We start from the raw sequence: 20,043 nt of genomic DNA, 5'->3' as shown, positions 1-20,043 counted from the left end.
TCAGGCTGCTCTGCGGCCCCGCAGCATAATAATCACCAGATAGATCCCTCCAGTCAGGGATGCAATTGCCCCGGTAGCAATTTCCCTGGGAAACAGCATCCATCGACCAATCCAGTCGGCAGCCAGCATCAGCAACGCGCCAAAAGAGGCGGAGGTGAGAAGAAAGGGGAGCGGTTTATCCGCTCCCTGCATTCTGGCCATATGCGGCGCAACCAGACCGATAAAGGATAAAGGCCCGACGATCATCGTCGCCATGGCAGTGGCTGACGCACTGAGCAGCCATAACACCAGGCGTGCAAAGCGAATGTTGATGCCCAGCCCGTAAGCAACCTGAGTGCCCAACGGCAATATCACCAGCCAGCGTTGAATCAGCGGCAGGATGGCAACCAGAGCGATAGCCGAGAGGAGCACAATTTCAGCCTGATGCGGTCTGACGCTATAAGTGGAACCGATTAACAGACTAAACAACTGCATAACGCGCAGGTCACCACTCGCCATCACCACGGTAGATACCGCTTGCAGGATAAGCGTCAGTGATACACCTGCCAGCAGCAGCGTCTCCGGGGCATAGTGGGATCGGCGGCCGAGCAGCAACAGCAGCAGTAACACCGCGCCGCAACCCAGGGCACAGCCAATCACGATATTGCCCGTATTGGCTGGCGAGAGAAAAAGGGTGGCAATGATCCCCAGCGCGCCACCGGCGGTGATCCCCAGCAGGTCCGGGCTGGCCATCGTGTTTCCTGATAGGTTCTGGATGATGCCACCGGCAATCGCCAGCAATACCCCGACGGAAATGGCGGCGGTGAGCTGTATCAGGCGCAGCGAGACCCGTGGGGCGGAATGCCAGGGAAATTCAAGTTGCCAGCCATGTAACCCTTTCCCCAGCACCAGGAAGACCAGGCTCAGCACCAGCAGGCATACCAGATTAGAAGTCAGCAGCGCCAGGGGGGACCTTTTTTTCTCTGCGGGCAGCGTCATAGTGGGGAGCACACGGGTTTCACGCGGTATCACAGACGTTTTAGCGCGTGACAGATAACCCAGTATCACTGGCGCGCCAAGTAAAGTCGTGACCGCACCTACCGGGATCATCAGCCCCCACAGTCCGGACAGGCGACGTGCCAGCTCATCGGCCAGCCACAGAAGGACCATGCCAAGCACTGATGCCCACAACAGGCGATCCCGTAATCGACGGGCACCGGCAAGACGCGCAAGATGCGGTGCGCCGAGACCGACAAAACCGATGATGCCCACAGCGCTGACAATCAGCGCAGTGATCAGCAACACCGAACCCATCGTCGCCGCCAGCAGCCATGGCACAGAAATGCCCAGGTTCTTTGCCTGAACGTCTCCGGTTCCATAGATGCCCATTGGCCGGGCAAACAGCAGACAAAACCCAATACAAGGCAGCAGGTGCAGGAAGAGTTGCGTGGTACTGCGCCAGTCATACTGTGCCAGAGAGCCACCACCCCATAGCGCCATAAAACTTAATTGCCGGAAGTACAGAATCGCCAGTATGACCCCGACCGCGCTGCAACACAGGTTCAGTATCATTCCCGCCAGAATCAGGGAGACCCCCGAGGTGCGCTGACGCAAAGCAATCAGCATGACAAAACACAGCGCCAGCCCGCCCCCGGCAAAAGCAACCCATTCTCTTCCGGCGATGAAGAGGACCGGGAAGAATACCGTCACCAACGATAGAACCAGATAAGACCCTGAGGCGATACCCAGCGTCATGGGTTCCGCGAGCGGATTACGCAACATCTGCTGGCTGACCACGCCGGAAAAAGCCAGCCCGGCCCCGCAGATACCGGCCATTGCCAGGCGTGGCAGATCGTTATAAAGAAAAATAAGCCCCCCGATGCTATCGGGCCTGGGGGTTACAAGGGCGGCGTACCATAACGATAACGGCAGATAGTGGGACACTCTGAGCCAGAAAAGCGCAGCGGCCAGCGCGCAGATCATAAAGATGATGAAAACAGCGACAGGGCGCTTCATGAATTTACCCAGGATCATGGTGGTCCGGCATGGCTGCTGGCCGCTGAGGTAATGGCGCTGGCCAGTGCGTCAGTGAACGCTATTGCCGACATCACGCCGCCATTGGCCGGTGCGGGTGGAATAAAAAGATGGTGGCCGGGCTGGCGAAAAGGCAGCGCCTGCCATACCGGGTTATTTTGCAACATCAGCCTGACGGTGATGGGCATCGGCGAAAAGGCGATCAACAAAGCTTCAGGTTCAGCGTAAAGCGCACCATAGCCGGTGGTGGCGAAACCAGAGACGGCGGTGGGGGCATGGCAGGCGTTAGTCACCCCAAGCCTGGCAAGCAAATCACCGTACAGACTTCCGGCACCCGCCAGGCGGACGAAGGCTTCATCAATAAACTGTACAATGAACACTTTTCGCTGTGCCGCCCCCGGCAGCATCGCAAGGCGTTTGCGGGCGGTTTCGAACAGGTGCTGCGCCCTGAAAATCACCGCCTGTGCAATGGCCACCCGGTTGAAAAAATGACCCAGAGTCATCAATGCCGCACTGGCTTGATCAAAGGAGTATCGTCCATAGGAATCGGCTTCACCCACGTTAAGAATGGGCGCGATGCGCTGCAACAGCGGAGCGATGACGCCATGAGCAGGTGTGATAATGATCAGTTCCGGGCGTAACAATGTCAGCAGCTCCAGATTGGGTTGATAAATCAACCCAACGTCTGCCACCGCCGCAGGTAATGTCACGGCGTGAAAAGTCTGTCGGAATCCATCGGGATTGGCTACCGCAACAGGGGTGATCCCTAGCAGCAACAGGGATTCTGTCAGCATCCAGTCGAGAACGACAATTCGCTTCCCGCAGGGCGGCACCTCAGCAGCACTTCCCTGTGCCAGCGTGAATTGCAGCCCGAGCAAGGCAGACAGCCGCAGAAAATTACGTCGGCTGACTAATGCGCATTCGGAACTTACCATTGGTATTTGATACCCGCCAGGACCATGCGGCCCGCACCCCAGTAGCAATAAGACTGACCGGTACAGCTGGCAATATAGTGTCGGTCAAACAGATTGCTGGCGTTCAGTGACGCCATCCACCCTTCCAGCGAAGAACTGAGCTGGCCCAAATCATAACGTAGTGCGGTGTCCACTAAGGTTGCAGAGGAGGTTTTGAAGGTGTTGTTAGTATCACCGTAAGAACCACCGATATAACGTACACCCGCCCCGAACTGCCAGCCCGCCAGTGCTCCGGAATACTGGGTGTAATCCGCCCACAGCGAGCCGGTATTATGTGGAATCCCCACCGGGGCTTTACCTTGTGCGGTGTTGCTGTTTGTATTGGTGATGTCGGTGTAGGTATAGCTACCGATTAACTGTAAGTGGTCTGTCAGGCTGGCGTGTGCCTCGGCTTCTACTCCCCGGGATCTGACTTCACCGGTCAATACGCTAAAACCTGAGTGTTCGGGATCGCTGGTCTGGACATCGGTTTTATTTATCTGGAACAAAGAAAGCGTAATGAAGCTGTTGCTGTGCTTCGGCTGGAACTTGACGCCAGCCTCATATTGTTCGCCTTTCGATGGTGTAAACGCCTTACCTTCATAATCCGTTCCCACCTGCGGCTGGAAGGACTGTGAGTAGCTGAGGTAGGGGGCGATTCCGTTAGCAAACTGATAAACCGCACCGGTACGCCAGGTGAACGCACGGGCCGACTGATATTGTGTCTCCTGCGTTTTAAAGGAATGCGTACTGTTGTTGGTCCAGTCTTCCCTCATGCCTAATAAAAACGACCAGTTACCGACATCAATCTGGTCCTGTCCGTAAGCACCGAGCTGCTCCAGCGTCGTCTCTGTGGAGGTGGCGTACATGAAATTGGGGGTAGGGATCGTCTGCCCATATTGCGGGTTACTGATGCTCAGCGACGGTGCGGCTGCGCTGTAAAACCAGTGGCTGAAGCGGATGTGCTGATAATCTACGCCAAACGTTGCCTTGTGAGACACCGCACCGGTGGCGAATGTTGCCAGTGCCTGATTATCGAGCGTATGCGCGTCAACATCGCCATAGTTGAGATAGGCGGTGCGATTCAGGGTTTTCCCATCAGCATTAAATCCGTCATTCCCGACATACTGTAATTTCTGGCTGTTACGCAGGAAGCGATAGCTTTGTTTCACTGACCAGACATCATTAAATCGGTGAGTTAACTCTTCACCAATCGCGCCTTGCGTCTTGCGGAAGCTGTCGAAGCTGGGATCGCCAGGGTTCAGGCTGCGTGGCACCTTGATGTCCCCATTAATGGGGACAGAATTGTAATATCCGGCATCCGGGTCGGTCTGATAATTACCGTACAGCGTTAAATGCGTGTCGTTGTTTATTTGCCAGGCGAGGCTGGGCGCGATGGAAAAGCGGCGTTCCTTAACAAAATCAGTCTGACTGCTGGTATTAAAGCCGTCTGCTGCGATGCGGTAGAGCACAGTCTGGTCATTATTCAGCGCGCCACCAACATCAACAAAGCCCTGAGCACGACCATAACTGCCCGTTTGTACGCCTGCCTCATTCAGCTGATTTTTCTGCGGTAACTTGCTGACCATATTCACCACGCCGCCCGGCGATCCCTGCCCATAAAGGACGGACGCGGGACCGTGTAATACTTCGATACGCTCAAACATATAGGGATCGAAGCTGGTCACGTTATAGCCGAAGCCACCGGACGGGCCGGGGGTATTGCCCAGGAAGTTCTGCCATCGTGGAACGACACCGCTGCAAAGAGCCGGATCATGGATTTCGTCAAATCGACGACCACGGAAGGCGGCGAAGGCTACGTCGCCCCGGAAGCGCGCATTGCCGTCTTCGACAATGACGGCACACTCTGGTCGGAGCAGCCCTATTACTTCCAGCTTGGCTTCATGCTTGACCGGGTAAAAACGCTCGCGCCCCAGCATCCGGAATGGAAGGAGAAGGAGCCTTTCAAGTCGATACTAGCCGGAGACATGAAAGGCGTCGCCAAGAGCGGAGAAAAGGGTATCATCGACCTTGGCATGGCAACACACGCCGGGATGACCACCGACCAGTTTGCAAAGATTGTTGCCGACTGGTTTACGACTGCCAGACATCCAAAGACAGGCAGGCCCTATGACGAGATGACCTTCCTGCCAATGCGCGAGCTGCTCGACTACCTACGCGCCAACGGCTTCAAGACGTACATCGTCTCGGGCGGCGGCGTCGAGTTCATGCGGCCGATAACCGAGAAAGCCTATGGCATTCCGCCTGAACAGGTGATCGGCAGTACGATTGCTACCGAATATTCCATCGTCGGCGACGTGCCGGTGCTGAAGCGCCTGCCGAAGATCGATTTCATTGACGACGGCCCCGGCAAGCCGTCGGGCATCAACAAGTTCATTGGCCGCAAACCGATCTTCGTCGCGGGGAACTCCGACGGCGACTACGAAATGCTTCGTTGGGTGACGGCCACCAAGGGACCGGGCTTTGCAATGCTGGTACATCACACCGATGCCGACAGGGAATATGCCTATGATCGTCAATCGGCTTTCGGCAAGCTGGATAAAGCTCTCGACGAGGCCGAGCGCCGTAACTGGCTGGTCGTCGATATGAAAGCCGACTGGAAGAAGGTCTATGCGTTCCAGAACTGAACGCATCGAACGGCGACGGCTATCCTGTCGAAGGACCAGACAGTCCTGACGTCGCCATCGGGAAAACCGGGGGACGCCGCATGAACGGATGGAAGATTTTAGCTTTCGGGGCCGCAGTGCTCGGATCGGCGGCGACCGCCGCTGCGCAGGAACATCAGGACGTCAACGATGCCAACAACCCGCTGACGCCGAAGATCACCATCAATCTTCAGGACTACTACGTCCCGAGCTTCATCGACGTGCCCGGTCGCCCGCACGCCAACCAGTTTCTGCTTCGTGGCCTCGTACCCTCGGACATGTCCGGCTTGCCCCAGCTCTTCCGGTTTACGCTTCCGGTCGCTACTTCGCCGGAGGTACCACACGGTTATGTTACGGGACTTGGCGACCTGACGATCATGGACATCTTCGTCCTTCCCAAACACGGCGACGTCACCTTCGGGGCGGGGCCACTGATCGTCGCACCGACCGCGACAGACGAAACTCTGGGCAACGGGAAATGGCAGGTGGGTGGCGCAGGGATCGTTGTCGCGCCGCAGGACTGGGGGTTGCTTGCGGGACTGGGCACGTACCAGGCATCTTTCGCCGGACAGCATGACCGTGAGGATGTCCGCCTTCTGACCTTCGAGCCGATCGTCAACCTCAATCTCAAGGACGGCTGGTATCTGCGTTCCACGGCGACATGGAACTTCAATCTGGAGAACGGCGCGTCCTATATCCCGGTTGGCTTCGGCGTAGGCAAGGTCTTTCAGCTGGACAAGGGCGTAACGATGAACGCCTTCATAGAGCCCCAGTATACAGTCTGGAACGACGGTCCGGGAGCGCCGCGGTGGCAGGTCTTCGCTGGCGTGAACTTCCAGTTCCCAATCCACAGACCGACGCAATGAAATGGCGGGGATGCTGTACAAAACGGCCCTCAGTTTGCCCGGAAACACGCTTTGGAATGCCGAATTTACGTACCAATTTACCGTAACGTACTTCCGTAAGACCCCATTCCTTGCCTTGCTGAAATAGTCCCGCACCGAAGCGGATGAAAGGAAGGGAACCGATGAAGGCAAGTTTTGGCTCGCGCCTCGCAATCCCGACAGCGGTCATGCTGCTCGTCACGGGAGGCGTTATGGCGAAGGACAGACCCCCGAAGGAACCGCGCATTGAGCCTGCATCGATCGAGGCTCTCAAGAAGATGGGAGACCATCTGCAGACGCTTCAGAACTTCACAATCAAGGCAGATACCACGAGTGAGGTCGTTCTCGACGACGAGCAGAAGCTTGAAATCGGTGGCGAGGCTACGTACGAGGTCAAGCGGCCCGATCATCTGCGTATCGATCTCATTACCGACGTCGTGCACGGTCAACTCGTATATGATGGCAAGACACTGATCTACGCCTCTCCCGACCAGAAGACATACGCACAGGTGCCCGCACCACCGACAATCAAGGAAACCCTCGAAAAGGCGGCGCAACGCTATAACCTTCAGTTCCCCTTGGCCGACCTTTTTGCCTGGGGGACCAGGGACGCCCCTATCAACATCATCCGCGAAGGCTTTCTGGTGGGCCATGCCGCGGTAGACGGCAAGCAGACCGCCCATTGGGCATTTCGCGGTCCCGATCAGGACGCGGAAATCTGGATCGCGACCGAGGGCAGCCCACTGCCTCTGAAGATATCGCTCGTGGACCGACAGGAAAACACGCGCCCTCGCATCACCACGGTCCTGCACTGGACCGAGAACGCCGATATTCCTGCGGACACGTTCGAATATAAGCCGGCGGAAGGATCGGCGAAGATCGGATTTGTAGGAGAGGAGAGAAAAAAATGAGAAAGCCCGGCATCTTCATCGGCGCTTTCCTGGGGATCGCGCTTGTCGTCCCGCAGATCGCCGAGGCCCGTGGCGGCTTCGGTGGCCGAGTGCCTCGCATGAATTTCGGTGGCGGCGGCTTCCATCGCGGGGGTTTCAACGGCCCTGCCCATTTCCAGCCTCAGTATCATCCGGCTGGCGGCGGAATGCATCCGCCTCACGGCCCGGCCCCGCATCCCTCCGGTCACCACCCACCAAATGGCGGCGGTCACCCGCATCCGCCTGGCCCTGGACCTGGGCCACATCCCCCGGGGCCGGGACCGCATCCTCCGGGTCCGGGTCCCCGTCCGCCCGGACCGCCACCAGGCCCGCATGGCTGGGGTCCCCCACCGCCTCCGGGACCATATTACCCAGGATACTGGGGACCGGCCGCTGCGTGGGGTGCTGCGACGGCGACGGCGATCGCGATCGGCACCGTAGTCGCCACCATCCCGCCGGAATGCACGAATTATGTCGTTAGCGGAATTTCCTACAAGGACTGCAGTGGACGGTGGTTCGCTCCCCGTTATGACGGTCACACTGTGGTATACGTTGCGGTCCCGGACCCGAGGTGATCTCCGGCACTGATCAACGGGCGGCGCGAGCCGCCCGTTCGCGGCCACACTTGAGATCGGCAGTGTCCTTCGCCGTGCGGACCAACTGACAGATGTCAATTGGCTGCCGAACGGATTTTGTCCTGCGAGGCATGAAATTGGAATAATTTCTCTCCCATTTTTCCGTTCCGCCCTATGTCTTTGGTGTTTGAAACGCGCGACTTGCCGGGACAATGGAAATGGTTCAACCGAGAAACATGGAAGACGCGGAATACAGCGCGGATAGGGCAGGATCCACCGCGGATCTGATGTGGGAAAAGCTTTGCAGCGAAGCGCGTGCTGCCGTGGAGAACGATTCCCGCCTCACCCGCGCGATGAATCTTGCCATCCTCTACCATCGCAGCTTTGCCGAGGCACTTGGGCACCGCATCGCGGAAAAGCTCGCCAACTCCGACATCGGCCAGGAGGAACTCATCTCGCTCATCGGCGACATATTCGGGAACGACCCGGACATCCTGCTTTCGGCCAAGCTGGACCTTCAGGCCATCAGAGACCGGGATCCGAGCAACGCCGAGATCTTGACGCCGTTTCTTTATTTCAAGGGCTTCCTGGCTTTACAGGGACACCGGATCGGCCATTGGCTGTGGAACCATGACAAGGTTCACATGGCACGCCACATCCAGAGCAGAATTTCCGAAGTGCTGGGCATAGACATCCATCCGGCAGCCCGGATGGGCAAAGGTATAATGCTGGATCATGGAAGCGGCCTGGTCATCGGCGAAACGGCGGTAGTGGAAGATGAGGTTTCCATTCTCCAGGATGTGACCCTGGGTGGCACCGGCAAGGAGATCGGCGATCGCCATCCTAAAATCCGCCGAGGCGCCCTGATCGGTGCTGGGGCGAAAATCCTTGGCAATATTGAGGTCGGAATAGGCGCCAAGGTCGGTGCCGGCAGCGTCGTGGTGTCGGAGGTTGCGGCGCATACCTCGGTTGCAGGGGTGCCGGCCCGGATCGTCGGCAAGCCCAACTCCGACCTGCCCGGGATCAGCATGGAACAGACGATCAACGAGCCCGAATATATGATTTAAACGGCTCTGCTGAAAAATCTCCAATCTCTTGCCCGAGTGCCGATATAATTCGCGCCAACTCGTGACAGGGCTGACGCTTGGCCTCTTGTTCTGTCTCGGGTGAGTTTCCCACCTGCGCGATTTCCAGGTTTGGGCGTTTATCGCGCCAGCCAGCTGTCCGTCGAAACCACTGACGCATAGGAAGCAGCGAGTGCTGCCATATAGGCGGCGTGTACGTCGGCTGCGGCAACGACCCGGTCTTCAAAATGCAGATCCCGAGTTGCGCAGGCGTCGTGAAGAACCGTTACCGAAAAGCCCAGATCCGCCGCCGCCCTTGTTGCGGCGTCGATGCACATGTGGCTCATCGCACCCGCAATGGTGACCTCCCTGATCCCCTTGTCACCCAGCAGATTTCCGAGCGATGTGGCGCGAAACGAATTCGTGTAGTTCTTGGTCACGACTGACTCGCCCTCCTCAGGTTTGACTGAGGCGTGGATTTGCACGCCCGGTGTCCCAGGCACGAAGAACGGCGCATCCGGTTTCACGGCGTGGTGCTGCACATGAATAACGGGTATTCGAGAGGCCCGCGCAGCGGCAATTACTTTCGCGGCATTGGCGGTGGCCGCCTCGATCCCGACCAGCGGCAGCTTGCCGCCCGGGAAATAGTCGTTCTGCAAGTCGATGATGATAAGTGCCTCGTTGGACATGACAGTCGTCTTTCGTTCTAGCTGCTCAAGACTGGACAGCCGGCGTAGGCTCGCCCAGCGATAGCATCAGGCGATTGGCCCAGTTGAAGAATGCTGCCCCATGAATGAGGTCGGCAATTTCGAGATCGGCTAGGCCCTGCGCTCGCAGACGCCCGATCTGCTCCCCACCGAACTCCGACGGCGTAGCCGTGATGGCGACAGAGGCGGCAACAACCGCATTCCAGCGGTGCCCCAGATCGGCTTCCACGCCCTCGTCGAGCAGCGTCTGCAAATCCGACGTGCGCTTCGAATGGTGCGAAGCGAAGCGCGCGTGGACCGATGCGCAGAAGATGCAGCCATTGTACCGGGAGGCCGCTGTCGCAGACAACTCGCGCTCGGCACGCGGCAGGCCGCCGCCGGTGTTGTAGAAAATATCCTTGTCGGTCTTGGTACGCGCTTCCAGAATTTCAGGATCTCGGGCAAGCAGCATGAAGTAGGTGGATTTCGATCGCGAGGCGTCGACAAGGCCTGCCCAGTGACGCTCGGTCAACTCGCTTTCGACAAGAGGCTCCAACCAAGGCGTCCAGCCGATTTCCTTTTGCGTGAAGACATTGGGACGATCATCTTCGCTGACTTCGATTACTTTGGTGCTCATGCGACAATCTCCTTTTGCGCGGTCACGCCCTTCTCAAGCCCAGCGGATTGCGCCAGTGCCGTCAAGCCGATGACGACGCGGATCTGGAACGACAGGAAGGCAACGATCTGGGACAGTGTTACGATCGCTCCGTTGGACCAGCCGGCATCAAGCAGCTTTTGCAGTGCCGCCGCGCTTGCATCACGCGGCCGGAAAACGAGAAGATGCGTGTGGTTGAGCGCCGCTGCAAGTTTGGGGCCGAGGACGGAACTGCTGAAGGCTGAGGTCTCAAATATCGGTCCCTCGGTATTCTCGACCGATAGCGGCCCGGGCGGAAATTTCCCGTATGGCCCGCGGGTCAGGCCTCTTTCACTTTCCGCCCGGATAGCGGCTAGAAACGACGGGCTGGCGCCATTCGAGGAAAGCCTCTCGCGATAGAAATCCGCAGCTCTTTCGCAGGCGTGAAGCAGGGTGACGAAGGCTGCAATGGCGTGGCGCTCCTGCAAATCGATATCGCCGATATGTGCCGGCTCGAAAAGTGCAAGATAGCTTTTCTGGGCATTCAGCTTTGTTTCGGGCCTCTCCGCCCGAATGAGATCGATGGGCGAGCCGGGTGCCACGCCGACCAGCAGGTCGATGATGTCAGGTGTTGTCGATGCCATGGGATCTTCCTTGTATTCTGTCAGATAGAAGCGGCCACGCGCTGCTGATCGCGAATGGCAGTTGGCGACACCCAGCCCAGCGCCGGTGCCACGAGTTTGGCAGTGAGTTCAAGCGAGCGAAGTATGTGGTCGTGCGGCGGATCGACCGAGTGAACCTGAAACGCGAGATCCGTCACGCGGGCAAGCGACGTGTCTGCGGTCAGTGTTTCAATCACATCCGCGGGCGTGCCGACATGGACGTCGAAGGCCCTTATCAGATCGTCCAGGCTGTTGCCTTCCAATTTGAATCCGTTGGCCGCAAAACGTTCAGCGATCCGGCGCAGCCCAAGATCTGCAAAACGCAGGGCCTCCTTGCGGTCATCGGCTACAAAGAGCGTGCGGGAGCCGAGAATCCTCGGCGTCCTGCCGGCCGGCAGCGCTGCGAAATAGGCGTCGATGATCGGATTTTGCAGGTCCCACAGGCGTGCATGTGGTGCTTCGGGCGGGCGCGGCTGGGTGCGAGATAATAGCAAACCGTCACCCGCCTTTCCGGCTCGCTCGCCACCTGCGACGGAAAAAGTGGACTGCCAGACCCGATCCAGCAGATAGGGGGCCGTCGGATAGATGCGGTTGTCGCCTTTCAGCTCCAGCCCGGCCCAGGCATCCCGCACTGTCTGCAGATGCCTGCCGTAGATTTCACCGCGCTCGCCGCTTTCGATACCGAACGGCAGGAACGCCTTCGGCGTGCCGCCGGTGCCGAAGCCGATTTCCAGCCGGCCGTTCAGGAGAAGATCGAGCACTGCGGTGTCTTCCGCCACCCGCACCGGATTTTCCATCGGCAGGGTTATAACGCCGGTGCCCAGTCGGATGGTCGAGGTCTGCGACGCAAGGCTCGCCAGGAAAACCAGGGGCGCGGGCAGGCCGCCCTCGTCGCCGTCGAAATGATGTTGGGCAACCCAGGCGCTGTCGAAACCGAAGGCCTCCGCATGGATGATCTGCTGGCTGACGAGGCGATAGCGGCTGGCCGCATCGGTCTGGTCGAGTATCCGGCTGAAGAACCCAAGCCGTTTTGTTGGAGATGTCTTTCCCATGCTCTTATCCTGCTCCGCTGTTTGCGCCCGGCACGCCAGGTAACTGATGACGCCTGCCTGGAATGGCGGCGATCAATTCGCGGGTGTAGGCACTTGCCGGCCTGCCGAAGACCTGTTCAACCGGCCCGCTCTCCACGAGCTTTCCACCATGGAGCACCGACACCGTGTCCGCGATCTGCCGCACGACAGAAAGATCATGAGACACGAAAAGGTAGGTGAGGCCGAGATCGCGCTGCAGCACGTCGAGCAGCGACAGTATCTGTGCCTGGATCGTGACGTCCAATGCGGAAACGGCTTCGTCGAGGACGAGGATTTCCGGATCGAGCACTAGTGCCCTGGCAATGGCCACCCGCTGGCGCTGACCACCGGAAAGCGCATGCGGCCGCCGTTGGGCAACATCCGCTGGCAGCCCCACCTGTTGGATCAAGCCCGCAACTTTCGCTGCCCGCTGCTCTTTCCGTACCGCCTCAAAATTCAGCAGCGGCTCTTCGATGATATCGAACACGCTCTGGCGCGGATCGAGCGATGCGAACGGATTCTGATAGACGAGCTGGATCTTCCTCCTGAACTGCCGCAAAGCCTCGCCGTGCAATTCCGATATGTCCTGCGCATCGATCACCACCCTGCCTGCCGTCGGCTTCTGAAAGCCGGTGATGATGCGGATCGTCGTCGTCTTGCCAGAGCCGGATTCACCGACGAGCGCGTGGGTCGTTCCACGAGCGACATCGAAGGAGACGTCATCGACAGCGCGGAAATCGGCATTCTTTCCAGCAAGTCGAAAATTCTGGGTAAGGCCTTCCACTCGGATTATGGCGTCGGTGGCGCGCGCCGGCGCGAAGGCAGGAGACGGCAGGGCGCGCGCCGTCGGGCTCCCTAGCGACGGTGCATCGGCAAACAACTGCTTAGTGTAGGGATTGGCCGGGTGTTTCAGTATATCGGCAGCCCTGCCCTGTTCCTCTATGACGCCGCGGCGCATGACGATGATCCGGTCTGCCCGATCCGCGGCAATGCCAAGATCATGGGTGATCAGCAGGACCGAAGTACCGAACTCCCGGCGCAGGTCATCGATAAGATCGAGAATATGCCGCTGGACAGTCACATCGAGCGCACTCGTCGGCTCGTCGGCAATGATCAGCGCCGGGCGAAGCGCTATGGCGATCGCAATCAGCGCGCGTTGCTTCATGCCGCCCGATAGTTCGTGCGGATATTGCTGGGCCCTCAGCCTCGGCTGGTCGAGGCCGACGCGCTCCAGCAGGGAGATGGCTTGCGCGTAGGCAACGGGGCCCGTCGCGCCCTGATGGATGGCCAGTATCTCGGCCACCTGCTTGCCGATCGTCTTCACCGGATTGAGCGAATTGCCGGGATCCTGCGGCACGAGGCTGACGACCGCGCCGCGCATGGCCTGCAAACGCCTGTCCGGCCAACGGACGATGTCCTGGCCATTGACCAAGATGCTGCCGGCCTCGACGATGCCACTGGTCGGTAGAAGTCCCATGATGGCCTGCGCGATGGTGCTCTTTCCCGAGCCGGATTCACCGACGATCGCCACCACCTCGCCGGTGCCGATCCGGAAATCCGCACCCTCGACAGCTATCCGGAAACTGCTTGCCGCAAGATAGGCAACCCGCAGTCCCTTCACATCGAGCACGGTTGCCGATAGCGGCGCCTCCGGACGTGGCCTTTCTATGGACTGTATCATCTCTGAACCCTCCTCATCGACTGGCTGAGCCGGTTGATCGACACGACCACAAGCACGACCAGGATACCTGGCGCCGTTGTCAGCCACCAAGCGGTGGCAATGTAGTTGCGGCCTTCGGCGATCAGCAGGCCCCATTCCGGCGTGGGCGGCGGTGCGCCGTAGCCCAGGAAGCCAAGGGTGGAAAGCTGCAGGATAGCCCATCCGGTCTGGAGCGCGGCAAAGGGAATGACCGTCGTCATGGAATTCGGCAGGACATGGCGCCAGACGACGCTGCGAAACGTGCCGCCGCTGCCGAAAGCCGCCTCGACATATTCGCTTCGGCGCACGCTCAGCACTTCGGAGCGCACGAGACGCGCGAAATTGGCGATGGAAGTAACGCCGACGGCAATGGCCGCATGGACCGTTCCGAAGCCAAGCAGGATGATGACACTCAGCGAAAGCAGCAGCACCGGGATGGACAGCAGCACATCGATGAAGCGCATCAGCGCGGCATCTACCCACCGGCCGATCGAGCCCGCCAGGATGCCGATGACGCTGCCGACGACAAGGCCGATCGCGACCGCAGCCAGCGCGCCGGAGAGCGAATGCACCGCGCCGTAGACCATGCGGGCATAGAGGTCGCGCCCAAGCGAATCCGTTCCCAGCAGATGGGAAAGACTTGGCGCACGAAGGTGCTCGCTTGGGGTTCCCTGCAACGGATCGTAGGCGGTGAAGACGGAAGGAACGAGCGCCCACGACACCACGATCAACAGGATGATGGATGCCAGGATAAGGCCGGGCGGATAGCGCGAGGTCCAACGCCTGCTGGCGGATACCTTCACGATATCCTTGGCCGGCTGCTGTGACACGGCTCCGGTGTCTTCCCCCTGCCGGTCTTGCGCGGCGATTTCAAGAATGCTCATCGACCGGCTCCCGGTGTTGCCCTCAGGCGGGGATCAAGAACAGGGTAAAGCAGGTCGACGAAAAGGTTGATGATGACAAATGCAGCAGCCGACAGCACCACGATCGCCTGCAGGACGGCCACATCTTCATTGTCGACCGCCAGCTTGGTCAGTCGACCGACGCCATTCAGGCCAAAGACAGTCTCGGTGATGACGGCATTGGTCAGCAGTTCGCCGAAAAGCAGCCCGGCCACCGTCAGTGCCGGCAACGAGGCATTGCGGATGACATGCCGCCAGAGAACCCTGGCCTGCGAAGCGCCTTTGGACCGCACTACAGCCACGAAAGGCCGCGTCACTACCTCGTCGATGTTCTTTAGCAGGATCTGCGCCAGGGGCGCCGAAATCGGTACCGCTACTGTCAGGATAGGCAGGATGAGGCCCTGCCAAGGACCTGGATTGATAACTGGCACCAGGCGGAACCGAAACGAAAAGATCTGGATCAGCATGATACCCAACCAGAAAGTGGGGACGGAAATCAGCATCGACGGCGCGGAGACAAAAACACCCCGGATGCGTCTCAAACCCGGAACGTTGGCCAGCACCGCTATGCCGAAGGCCAGTATGGTGGCTGCCAGAAAGCCGAGCGCGGTCAGAAGCAGCGTCGGTGGAATATTGGCCGACAGCTGGCTGGCGACACTGACGCCGGCCTGAAGCGAATAGCCGAAGTCCCCCGTCAGGAAGCGGCCGGCGGTGTCGAAATACTGTTGGAGGATCGACCCGTCCGCGCCATAGGCAGAGCGGATTTCGGCAATCTGCTCGGGGCTGAGACCATAATCGGGGTTCTGAAACTTGATCAGCACCGCATCGCCCGGCATGGCCTGCAGGAGAACGAAGGACGCCGTGAAGGCCGCCCAGAGGACGAAGAGCGCCTGTGCCAGTCTCGATGCGAGATATGTCTTCATTTCAACCGTGCTTTCTGAAAGCGCCCGTCCGGCCAGGTGCCGGGCGGGCTCGCTCATCAATGTTCGGCAAGCCATGTATCGTAAAAGGACGGCCGCCCGACCGCCTCGAAGCCGACGCCCTTTACATAAGGCGCGCCCGCGAAGACCTGCGGCTCCTCGAAGATTGGAATGACATAAGCCTGGTCGAGGAGGTATTCCTGCGCGGCCTTCGCCGCCTGTAGACGGCTTGCGCTATTCGTTTGCGAGGCGACATCTTCCAGGATGCCGTTCAGCTTGGCATCGGTGAAAGTCGCCTTGGCATTCAATCCACCCTTCTGCAGCAATGCATCACGGTTTTTGGGATAGAACTGGCTCTTGATGACATCGGGATCGGCACGGCCCACCTCGGCAACGACCAACGGCGTCTTGGCAGGATCGAGATTGTCGGTGACCGCATTTCCCGAGGTTCCAGCCAGAACCTGGAGCTTCACGCCGACCTTTGCCCACTGCTGGGCCACAAGCTGAAGGACGGCCTTGTTCTGCGGTTGTGGCAGTGATTCATAGACCGCCAGTGACAGGGGCTTTCCATCCTTCTCGCGTACACCGCCCGCACCAGCCTTCCAGCCGGCCTCGTCAAGAAGCTGGGCGGCGAGCGCCGGATCGAAGGAAAGCTTGGCGGAAAGGTCGTCGTACGCCGAAGCCGCAGATGAGATCACTGTCTTTGCAACAGGGTAGTTCGGTGAGAAAAGCGCCTCGACGATCTCCTTGTTGTTGGTGGCATGCAGCAGCGCCTGGCGAACCTTGACATCCGCCACAAGCGGATTGTCCGGACGGAAGGCAATGCTGTCATTCACCCCGCGCGTCGGGGCCGCGTAGATCGCGAAACTCTGGTCCGACACCTGCTTCTCGTCATAGGCCTGCAGCTGGCGAATAAAATCGGCCTGGCCGGCGAGCAGCGCGCCAATGCGCACGCTGTCCTCGCCCGTGATGATATATTTGATGCCGTCAAGATAGGCGCGACCCTGATGGGCGGATTTGGCCGGCCCCCAGTTGTAATCCGGGCGAGCCTTCAGCGTGAGCTCCTTGCCCGTTGTCTCGCTGTCGACCACGAAAGGACCCGAGCCGACGATCTTCGTCGCATCGCCCAGCTGGTCAAAAGGAAGCGCCAGCGTCTTCAGCGACACCAGGCCGGAGCCGATGACAGACGTACCTTGCAGGAAACCTGGCGATGATTTCTTGAAATGAAACTTGACGGTCTGCGGATCGACGACTTCGCTACGCTCGTAGTTGTTCAGCACCTCGGAGGCGGGCTGCTTGAGCTCCTTGTTGCCCAGGCCGAACGTGTCGTAGTTCCTGGCAATCGCGTTGGCATCGAGCGGGGACCCGTCCGAGAAGGTCGCGCCCTTTCGGATCTTGAACGTATATTCCGTGGCATCGGCATTCACCGTCCAGGATTCGGCGATCCACGGCTCGATCTCGAGTGTCTTCGGATTCTGGTAGGTCAGCTTGTCGGTAATCTGGTTCAGCACGCCGCCGTTCGGATAAAAGCCGCCAGCCGGCGGATAAAGATTGGTATGTGCCTGCTGCTCCAGATAGACCAGCGTGCCGCCGGTCAGCGGCTTGCCATCCTCCGAAAACGCCGCTGATGCAATGAGTGTCGTCAATAGGGTTGCGGAAATTCCAATGGATTTAAGCAGTGCTGCACGACGCATTTCAAACCCTCAGTTTCAATGTCTAAAGGGTACGGCGATGCAGCCTTTATGCAATATTGTCTATGCAATTAGTCTTCTATTTTCGGCGGTCGTCTTGGAACAAATCTGATGTGTCAGGCACGATTGAGGAAACGAAGCGCTTTTGGCAAAATAGCCGCATATCTGGAGCGCCCAACATTCGGAATGCCGACCGAGCAGACAATCTGTTCAGTTGGCAAAGGAGCTTAGCCCCGAGAAGACACCAGCCGATATTTCAAAATAATTATCTACAATAGCTATCGATTTTATAAATTTATGGCTGGAGCAAATATGTCCGGTCTTTAAGAGTGCGCGCAAACGAAAATCTGACAGCACAAGACATTCTTCACAGAACGAGGAAAATATGCAACTTCTGCGTAGCATCAAATCGGCTTTGGCACTGAGCAGCTTACTATTGGTGCCGCACATTGCGTCGGCTGCCAATTCCGAAAAAACCGGCGGAACTCTTGTAATAGGGCAGAACGCCGAGATCACGCAGCTGGATCCTGGTCGCGAGGGTGGCTGGGAAACTTTTCGAATAACACGCCATATCTTCGACGCGCTCGTTACCGAAGATCTTTCGAAGTCTGGAAATGACGTGCCGTCTCCGCCGATCATTCCAGATCTGGCTGAAACCTGGAGCATTTCCCCGGACGGGAAAGTCTATACGTTCAAGTTGCGGCACGGCGTGAAATTTCAGGACGGTACAGATTTCAACGCGAAGGCCGTGGAGTTCAATATTCGGCGGGCTTGGGATCCATCATTCCAATACTACGATCAGATCACGGCTGGAAACCTGAAAAACACCTACCGTTATCTGGACAAGATCGACACTCCGGACGACTTTACCGTGGTCCTTTCTTTCAAGCAGCCGTTCAGCCCTCTCCTGCGCCTGCTGGCGCAAGGATCAGGAGGCACGGGCTTGATCGCAAGCCCTGAGTCGATCCGCAAATACGGCAATGATGGCGTCGCTGATCACCCCACAGGAACCGGCCCTTTCAAGTTTGTTGAAAGAATTCGCGGCCAGTCGGTCGAGATCGAACGCTATGATGGCTACTGGGGCGAGGCACCCTATCTCGACCGGGTTATTTTCCGGCCGATCCCGGACAACAATGCCCGCGTCGCGGCGCTGGAAACGGGCGAAGTAGACCTGATCTCCTGGCCGCCACGGGACTCGGTCGATCGATTGAAGTCGGAGGGCTTCGATGTACCCAACGTCAGCATTCCCTCAATCTACTATTACAACATCAATTTCGCCAACGCTGCGTTCAAGGACATTCGCGTTCGCCAGGCTCTCGCCTACTCAATAAATCGAGAAGCACTGGCAAAGGAACTGCTCAAAGGCACTGCCAACCCAGGCTACAGCATACTTGTGCCCGGAAGCGACGCCTTCGACCCGGAATTCAACAAATTTTCCTATGACCCGGAAAAGTCCAGGCAACTCTTGAAAGATGCCGGCCTGGAAGGCGGCGTCAGTGGGACGATCGACATCTATGCAGGTGGTGAGCCAGTTGCCGAATGGGTTCAGCGCGACGCTGCAAAGGTTGGCATCAATCTCAAGGTAAGATCCTATGATTGGAACAGCTTTCTCGCGCGCGAACGCACACCGGATGCGGATGTCGCCTTGAGTTCAATGGAATGGGGCTTCCTGACGCCATACTGGTTGTCGATCGTTGGCGAAAGCCATAGTGGCGCCAATACCGGCGGATACAGCAGCGAGAAATTCGATGCCGAAGTCTCGAAAGCCATTGCAGCCACGGACCCGGCCGATGAAAAGGCCCATTGGCGCGAGGCAAACGACATTATTGTGAGCGACGTAGGGAAGCTGCCGCTGTTCCTTGAGCGAACCCACTATGCCGTTGGGAAGAACGTAAAGGACTTCGTTTCGCCCGCCCAGGCTTGGTATGATCTCAAGAAGGTCTGGCTTTCCAACAAGTAGGCCAAGGGGTTTGCCAGGATGCTTGCTTTCCTCCTGCGCCGGGTGATAGCCGCCTCAATAATTTTGGCGGCTGTCAGCCTGGTAGTATTCATAATCGTCTATGCCTCGCCCGCTGATCCTGTCCGGACACTGCTTGGCCAAAATTCCACCGCCGAGCAAATTGCAGCCCTTCGTACCAAGATGGGACTGGATCTCCCGTTTTTGCAGCAATATGGCGGCTGGCTACTGCGTTTGATACATGGGGACTTCGGCCTCTCGATCGCCACGCAGGTCCCGGCCATCAATATTTTGCTGCCTGCCTACCAAAACACCCTCTGGCTGGCGCTATCAAGTTTGTTGGTAACGCTCGTGGTGGGAGTAACGATCGGGACCATTGCAGGATTCCGAGCCGGCAGTCTGTACGACAAGGCAGCCATGTTCGTGACAGAGGTCCTTGCCGCAACTCCTGTGTTCTGGATGGGCATCATCCTCATATGGATTTTTGCAAAGGAGCTTAATTGGCTACCGTCTTCCGGCATGCGAAATATGCGATTGCGGGGCTCTTATACAGACCTTCCTACCCATCTGGTGCTGCCCTCGCTTGCAGCATCGGTTCTCGCCATCGCCATTGTCGCCCGGCTGATCCGAACCGCCGTCATTGACATTCTGTCGACAGACTACGTGAAACTCGCCCGGGCCGCCGGAATGTCGTCGCTGCAAATCTTCCGCATGCAAGTCTGGCGGAATGTGCTGCCA

Annotated in this window: 18 protein-coding genes; 6 read left to right on the top strand and 12 right to left on the bottom strand. The window is 58.4% G+C overall.

All coding sequences use genetic code 11. The features are described 5' to 3' along the window. The 3 genes from fhuB to PW844_RS11650 are packed head-to-tail and all read right to left on the bottom strand — an operon-like array spanning window position 1 to window position 4,696. Window positions 1–1,995: a Fe(3+)-hydroxamate ABC transporter permease FhuB gene (fhuB, locus tag PW844_RS11660; RefSeq protein ID WP_299451732.1), complete on the bottom strand. Its 1,995-nt coding sequence runs from the start codon at window positions 1,993–1,995 to the stop codon at window positions 1–3. Between the two features lie 14 nt (window positions 1,996–2,009). Beyond that, window positions 2,010–2,948 (bottom strand): ABC transporter substrate-binding protein, encoded by a 939-nt coding sequence (locus PW844_RS11655; protein ID WP_299451730.1) that lies wholly within the window; start codon window positions 2,946–2,948, stop codon window positions 2,010–2,012. Next, window positions 2,942–4,696 carry a TonB-dependent siderophore receptor gene (locus PW844_RS11650; protein WP_299452029.1) on the bottom strand — a complete coding sequence of 585 codons (1,755 nt, stop codon included), beginning with the start codon at window positions 4,694–4,696 and terminating at the stop codon, window positions 2,942–2,944. Before PW844_RS11650 ends, PW844_RS11655 begins: the two co-directional genes overlap by 7 nt. Window positions 4,697–4,741: 45 nt before the next feature. On the opposite strand from PW844_RS11650, the gene PW844_RS11645 reads away from it, so the two are divergent. The 3 genes from PW844_RS11645 to PW844_RS11635 all read left to right on the top strand — a co-directional run bounded on the left by PW844_RS11645 (window position 4,742) and on the right by PW844_RS11635 (window position 7,427). After that, entirely contained in the window at window positions 4,742–5,614 is an 873-nt protein-coding gene (locus tag PW844_RS11645) for an HAD family hydrolase (RefSeq protein ID WP_299451729.1), read from the top strand. A gap of 80 nt (window positions 5,615–5,694) precedes the next feature. After that, window positions 5,695–6,498 (top strand): hypothetical protein, encoded by an 804-nt coding sequence (locus PW844_RS11640; RefSeq protein ID WP_299451728.1) that lies wholly within the window; start codon window positions 5,695–5,697, stop codon window positions 6,496–6,498. 161 nt (window positions 6,499–6,659) lie between these two features. Continuing rightward, window positions 6,660–7,427 carry a DUF2092 domain-containing protein gene (locus PW844_RS11635; RefSeq protein WP_299451727.1) on the top strand — a complete coding sequence of 256 codons (768 nt, stop codon included), beginning with the start codon at window positions 6,660–6,662 and terminating at the stop codon, window positions 7,425–7,427. 135 nt (window positions 7,428–7,562) lie between these two features. Here PW844_RS11635 and PW844_RS11630 read toward each other — a convergent pair whose 3' ends face one another. Beyond that, window positions 7,563–7,769 carry a hypothetical protein gene (locus PW844_RS11630; RefSeq protein WP_299451725.1) on the bottom strand — a complete coding sequence of 69 codons (207 nt, stop codon included), beginning with the start codon at window positions 7,767–7,769 and terminating at the stop codon, window positions 7,563–7,565. A 487-nt stretch (window positions 7,770–8,256) separates the two neighbouring features. Here PW844_RS11630 and cysE point away from each other — a divergent pair, with 487 nt between their 5' ends. Beyond that, complete coding sequence (cysE, locus tag PW844_RS11625; RefSeq protein ID WP_299451723.1) at window positions 8,257–9,087, top strand: serine O-acetyltransferase; 831 nt, start codon at window positions 8,257–8,259, stop codon at window positions 9,085–9,087. Window positions 9,088–9,224: 137 nt separating this feature from the next. On the opposite strand, the gene PW844_RS11620 is transcribed toward cysE, so the two are convergent. From PW844_RS11620 to PW844_RS11585, 8 genes are read right to left on the bottom strand one after another with little or no spacing between them, the layout of a single operon-like run. Further along, window positions 9,225–9,773: a cysteine hydrolase family protein gene (locus PW844_RS11620; protein ID WP_299451722.1), complete on the bottom strand. Its 549-nt coding sequence runs from the start codon at window positions 9,771–9,773 to the stop codon at window positions 9,225–9,227. Between the two features lie 25 nt (window positions 9,774–9,798). Further along, window positions 9,799–10,407, bottom strand: a complete 609-nt coding sequence (locus PW844_RS11615) for an alkylhydroperoxidase domain protein (protein WP_299451721.1) — start codon at window positions 10,405–10,407, stop codon at window positions 9,799–9,801. After that, on the bottom strand, window positions 10,404–11,048 hold the full coding sequence (locus PW844_RS11610; protein ID WP_299451719.1) for a CMD domain protein: 645 nt from the start codon (window positions 11,046–11,048) through the stop codon (window positions 10,404–10,406). Before PW844_RS11610 ends, PW844_RS11615 begins: the two co-directional genes overlap by 4 nt. Window positions 11,049–11,068: 20 nt before the next feature. Next, a complete protein-coding gene (locus PW844_RS11605) occupies window positions 11,069–12,118 on the bottom strand; it encodes a putative FMN-dependent luciferase-like monooxygenase (RefSeq protein ID WP_299451717.1) in 1,050 nt (349 codons plus the stop codon). A 4-nt stretch (window positions 12,119–12,122) separates the two neighbouring features. Next, window positions 12,123–13,817 carry an ABC transporter ATP-binding protein gene (locus PW844_RS11600; RefSeq protein WP_299451715.1) on the bottom strand — a complete coding sequence of 565 codons (1,695 nt, stop codon included), beginning with the start codon at window positions 13,815–13,817 and terminating at the stop codon, window positions 12,123–12,125. Continuing rightward, window positions 13,814–14,719, bottom strand: a complete 906-nt coding sequence (locus tag PW844_RS11595; protein WP_299451714.1) for an ABC transporter permease — start codon at window positions 14,717–14,719, stop codon at window positions 13,814–13,816. The genes PW844_RS11600 and PW844_RS11595 overlap by 4 nt, the downstream gene beginning before the upstream one ends. Beyond that, window positions 14,716–15,660: an ABC transporter permease gene (locus tag PW844_RS11590; RefSeq protein WP_299452028.1), complete on the bottom strand. Its 945-nt coding sequence runs from the start codon at window positions 15,658–15,660 to the stop codon at window positions 14,716–14,718. Before PW844_RS11590 ends, PW844_RS11595 begins: the two co-directional genes overlap by 4 nt. Window positions 15,661–15,716: 56 nt before the next feature. Further along, window positions 15,717–17,351, bottom strand: coding sequence for a TIGR04028 family ABC transporter substrate-binding protein (locus PW844_RS11585; protein ID WP_299451712.1), 1,635 nt, complete (start codon window positions 17,349–17,351; stop codon window positions 15,717–15,719). A 382-nt stretch (window positions 17,352–17,733) separates the two neighbouring features. Between PW844_RS11585 and PW844_RS11580 the strand changes: the two genes are divergently transcribed. Continuing rightward, entirely contained in the window at window positions 17,734–19,308 is a 1,575-nt protein-coding gene (locus PW844_RS11580) for an ABC transporter substrate-binding protein (RefSeq protein ID WP_299451711.1), read from the top strand. Window positions 19,309–19,326: 18 nt separating this feature from the next. Then, on the top strand, window positions 19,327–20,043 hold a 717-nt coding region (locus tag PW844_RS11575), incomplete at its 3' end, for an ABC transporter permease (RefSeq protein WP_299451709.1).

It is taken from the genome of Pantoea sp., assembly GCF_028283705.1.
In the GTDB taxonomy this organism is placed as follows: domain Bacteria; phylum Pseudomonadota; class Gammaproteobacteria; order Enterobacterales; family Enterobacteriaceae; genus Pantoea.
This window is presented reverse-complemented; position numbering and strand designations above follow the sequence as displayed.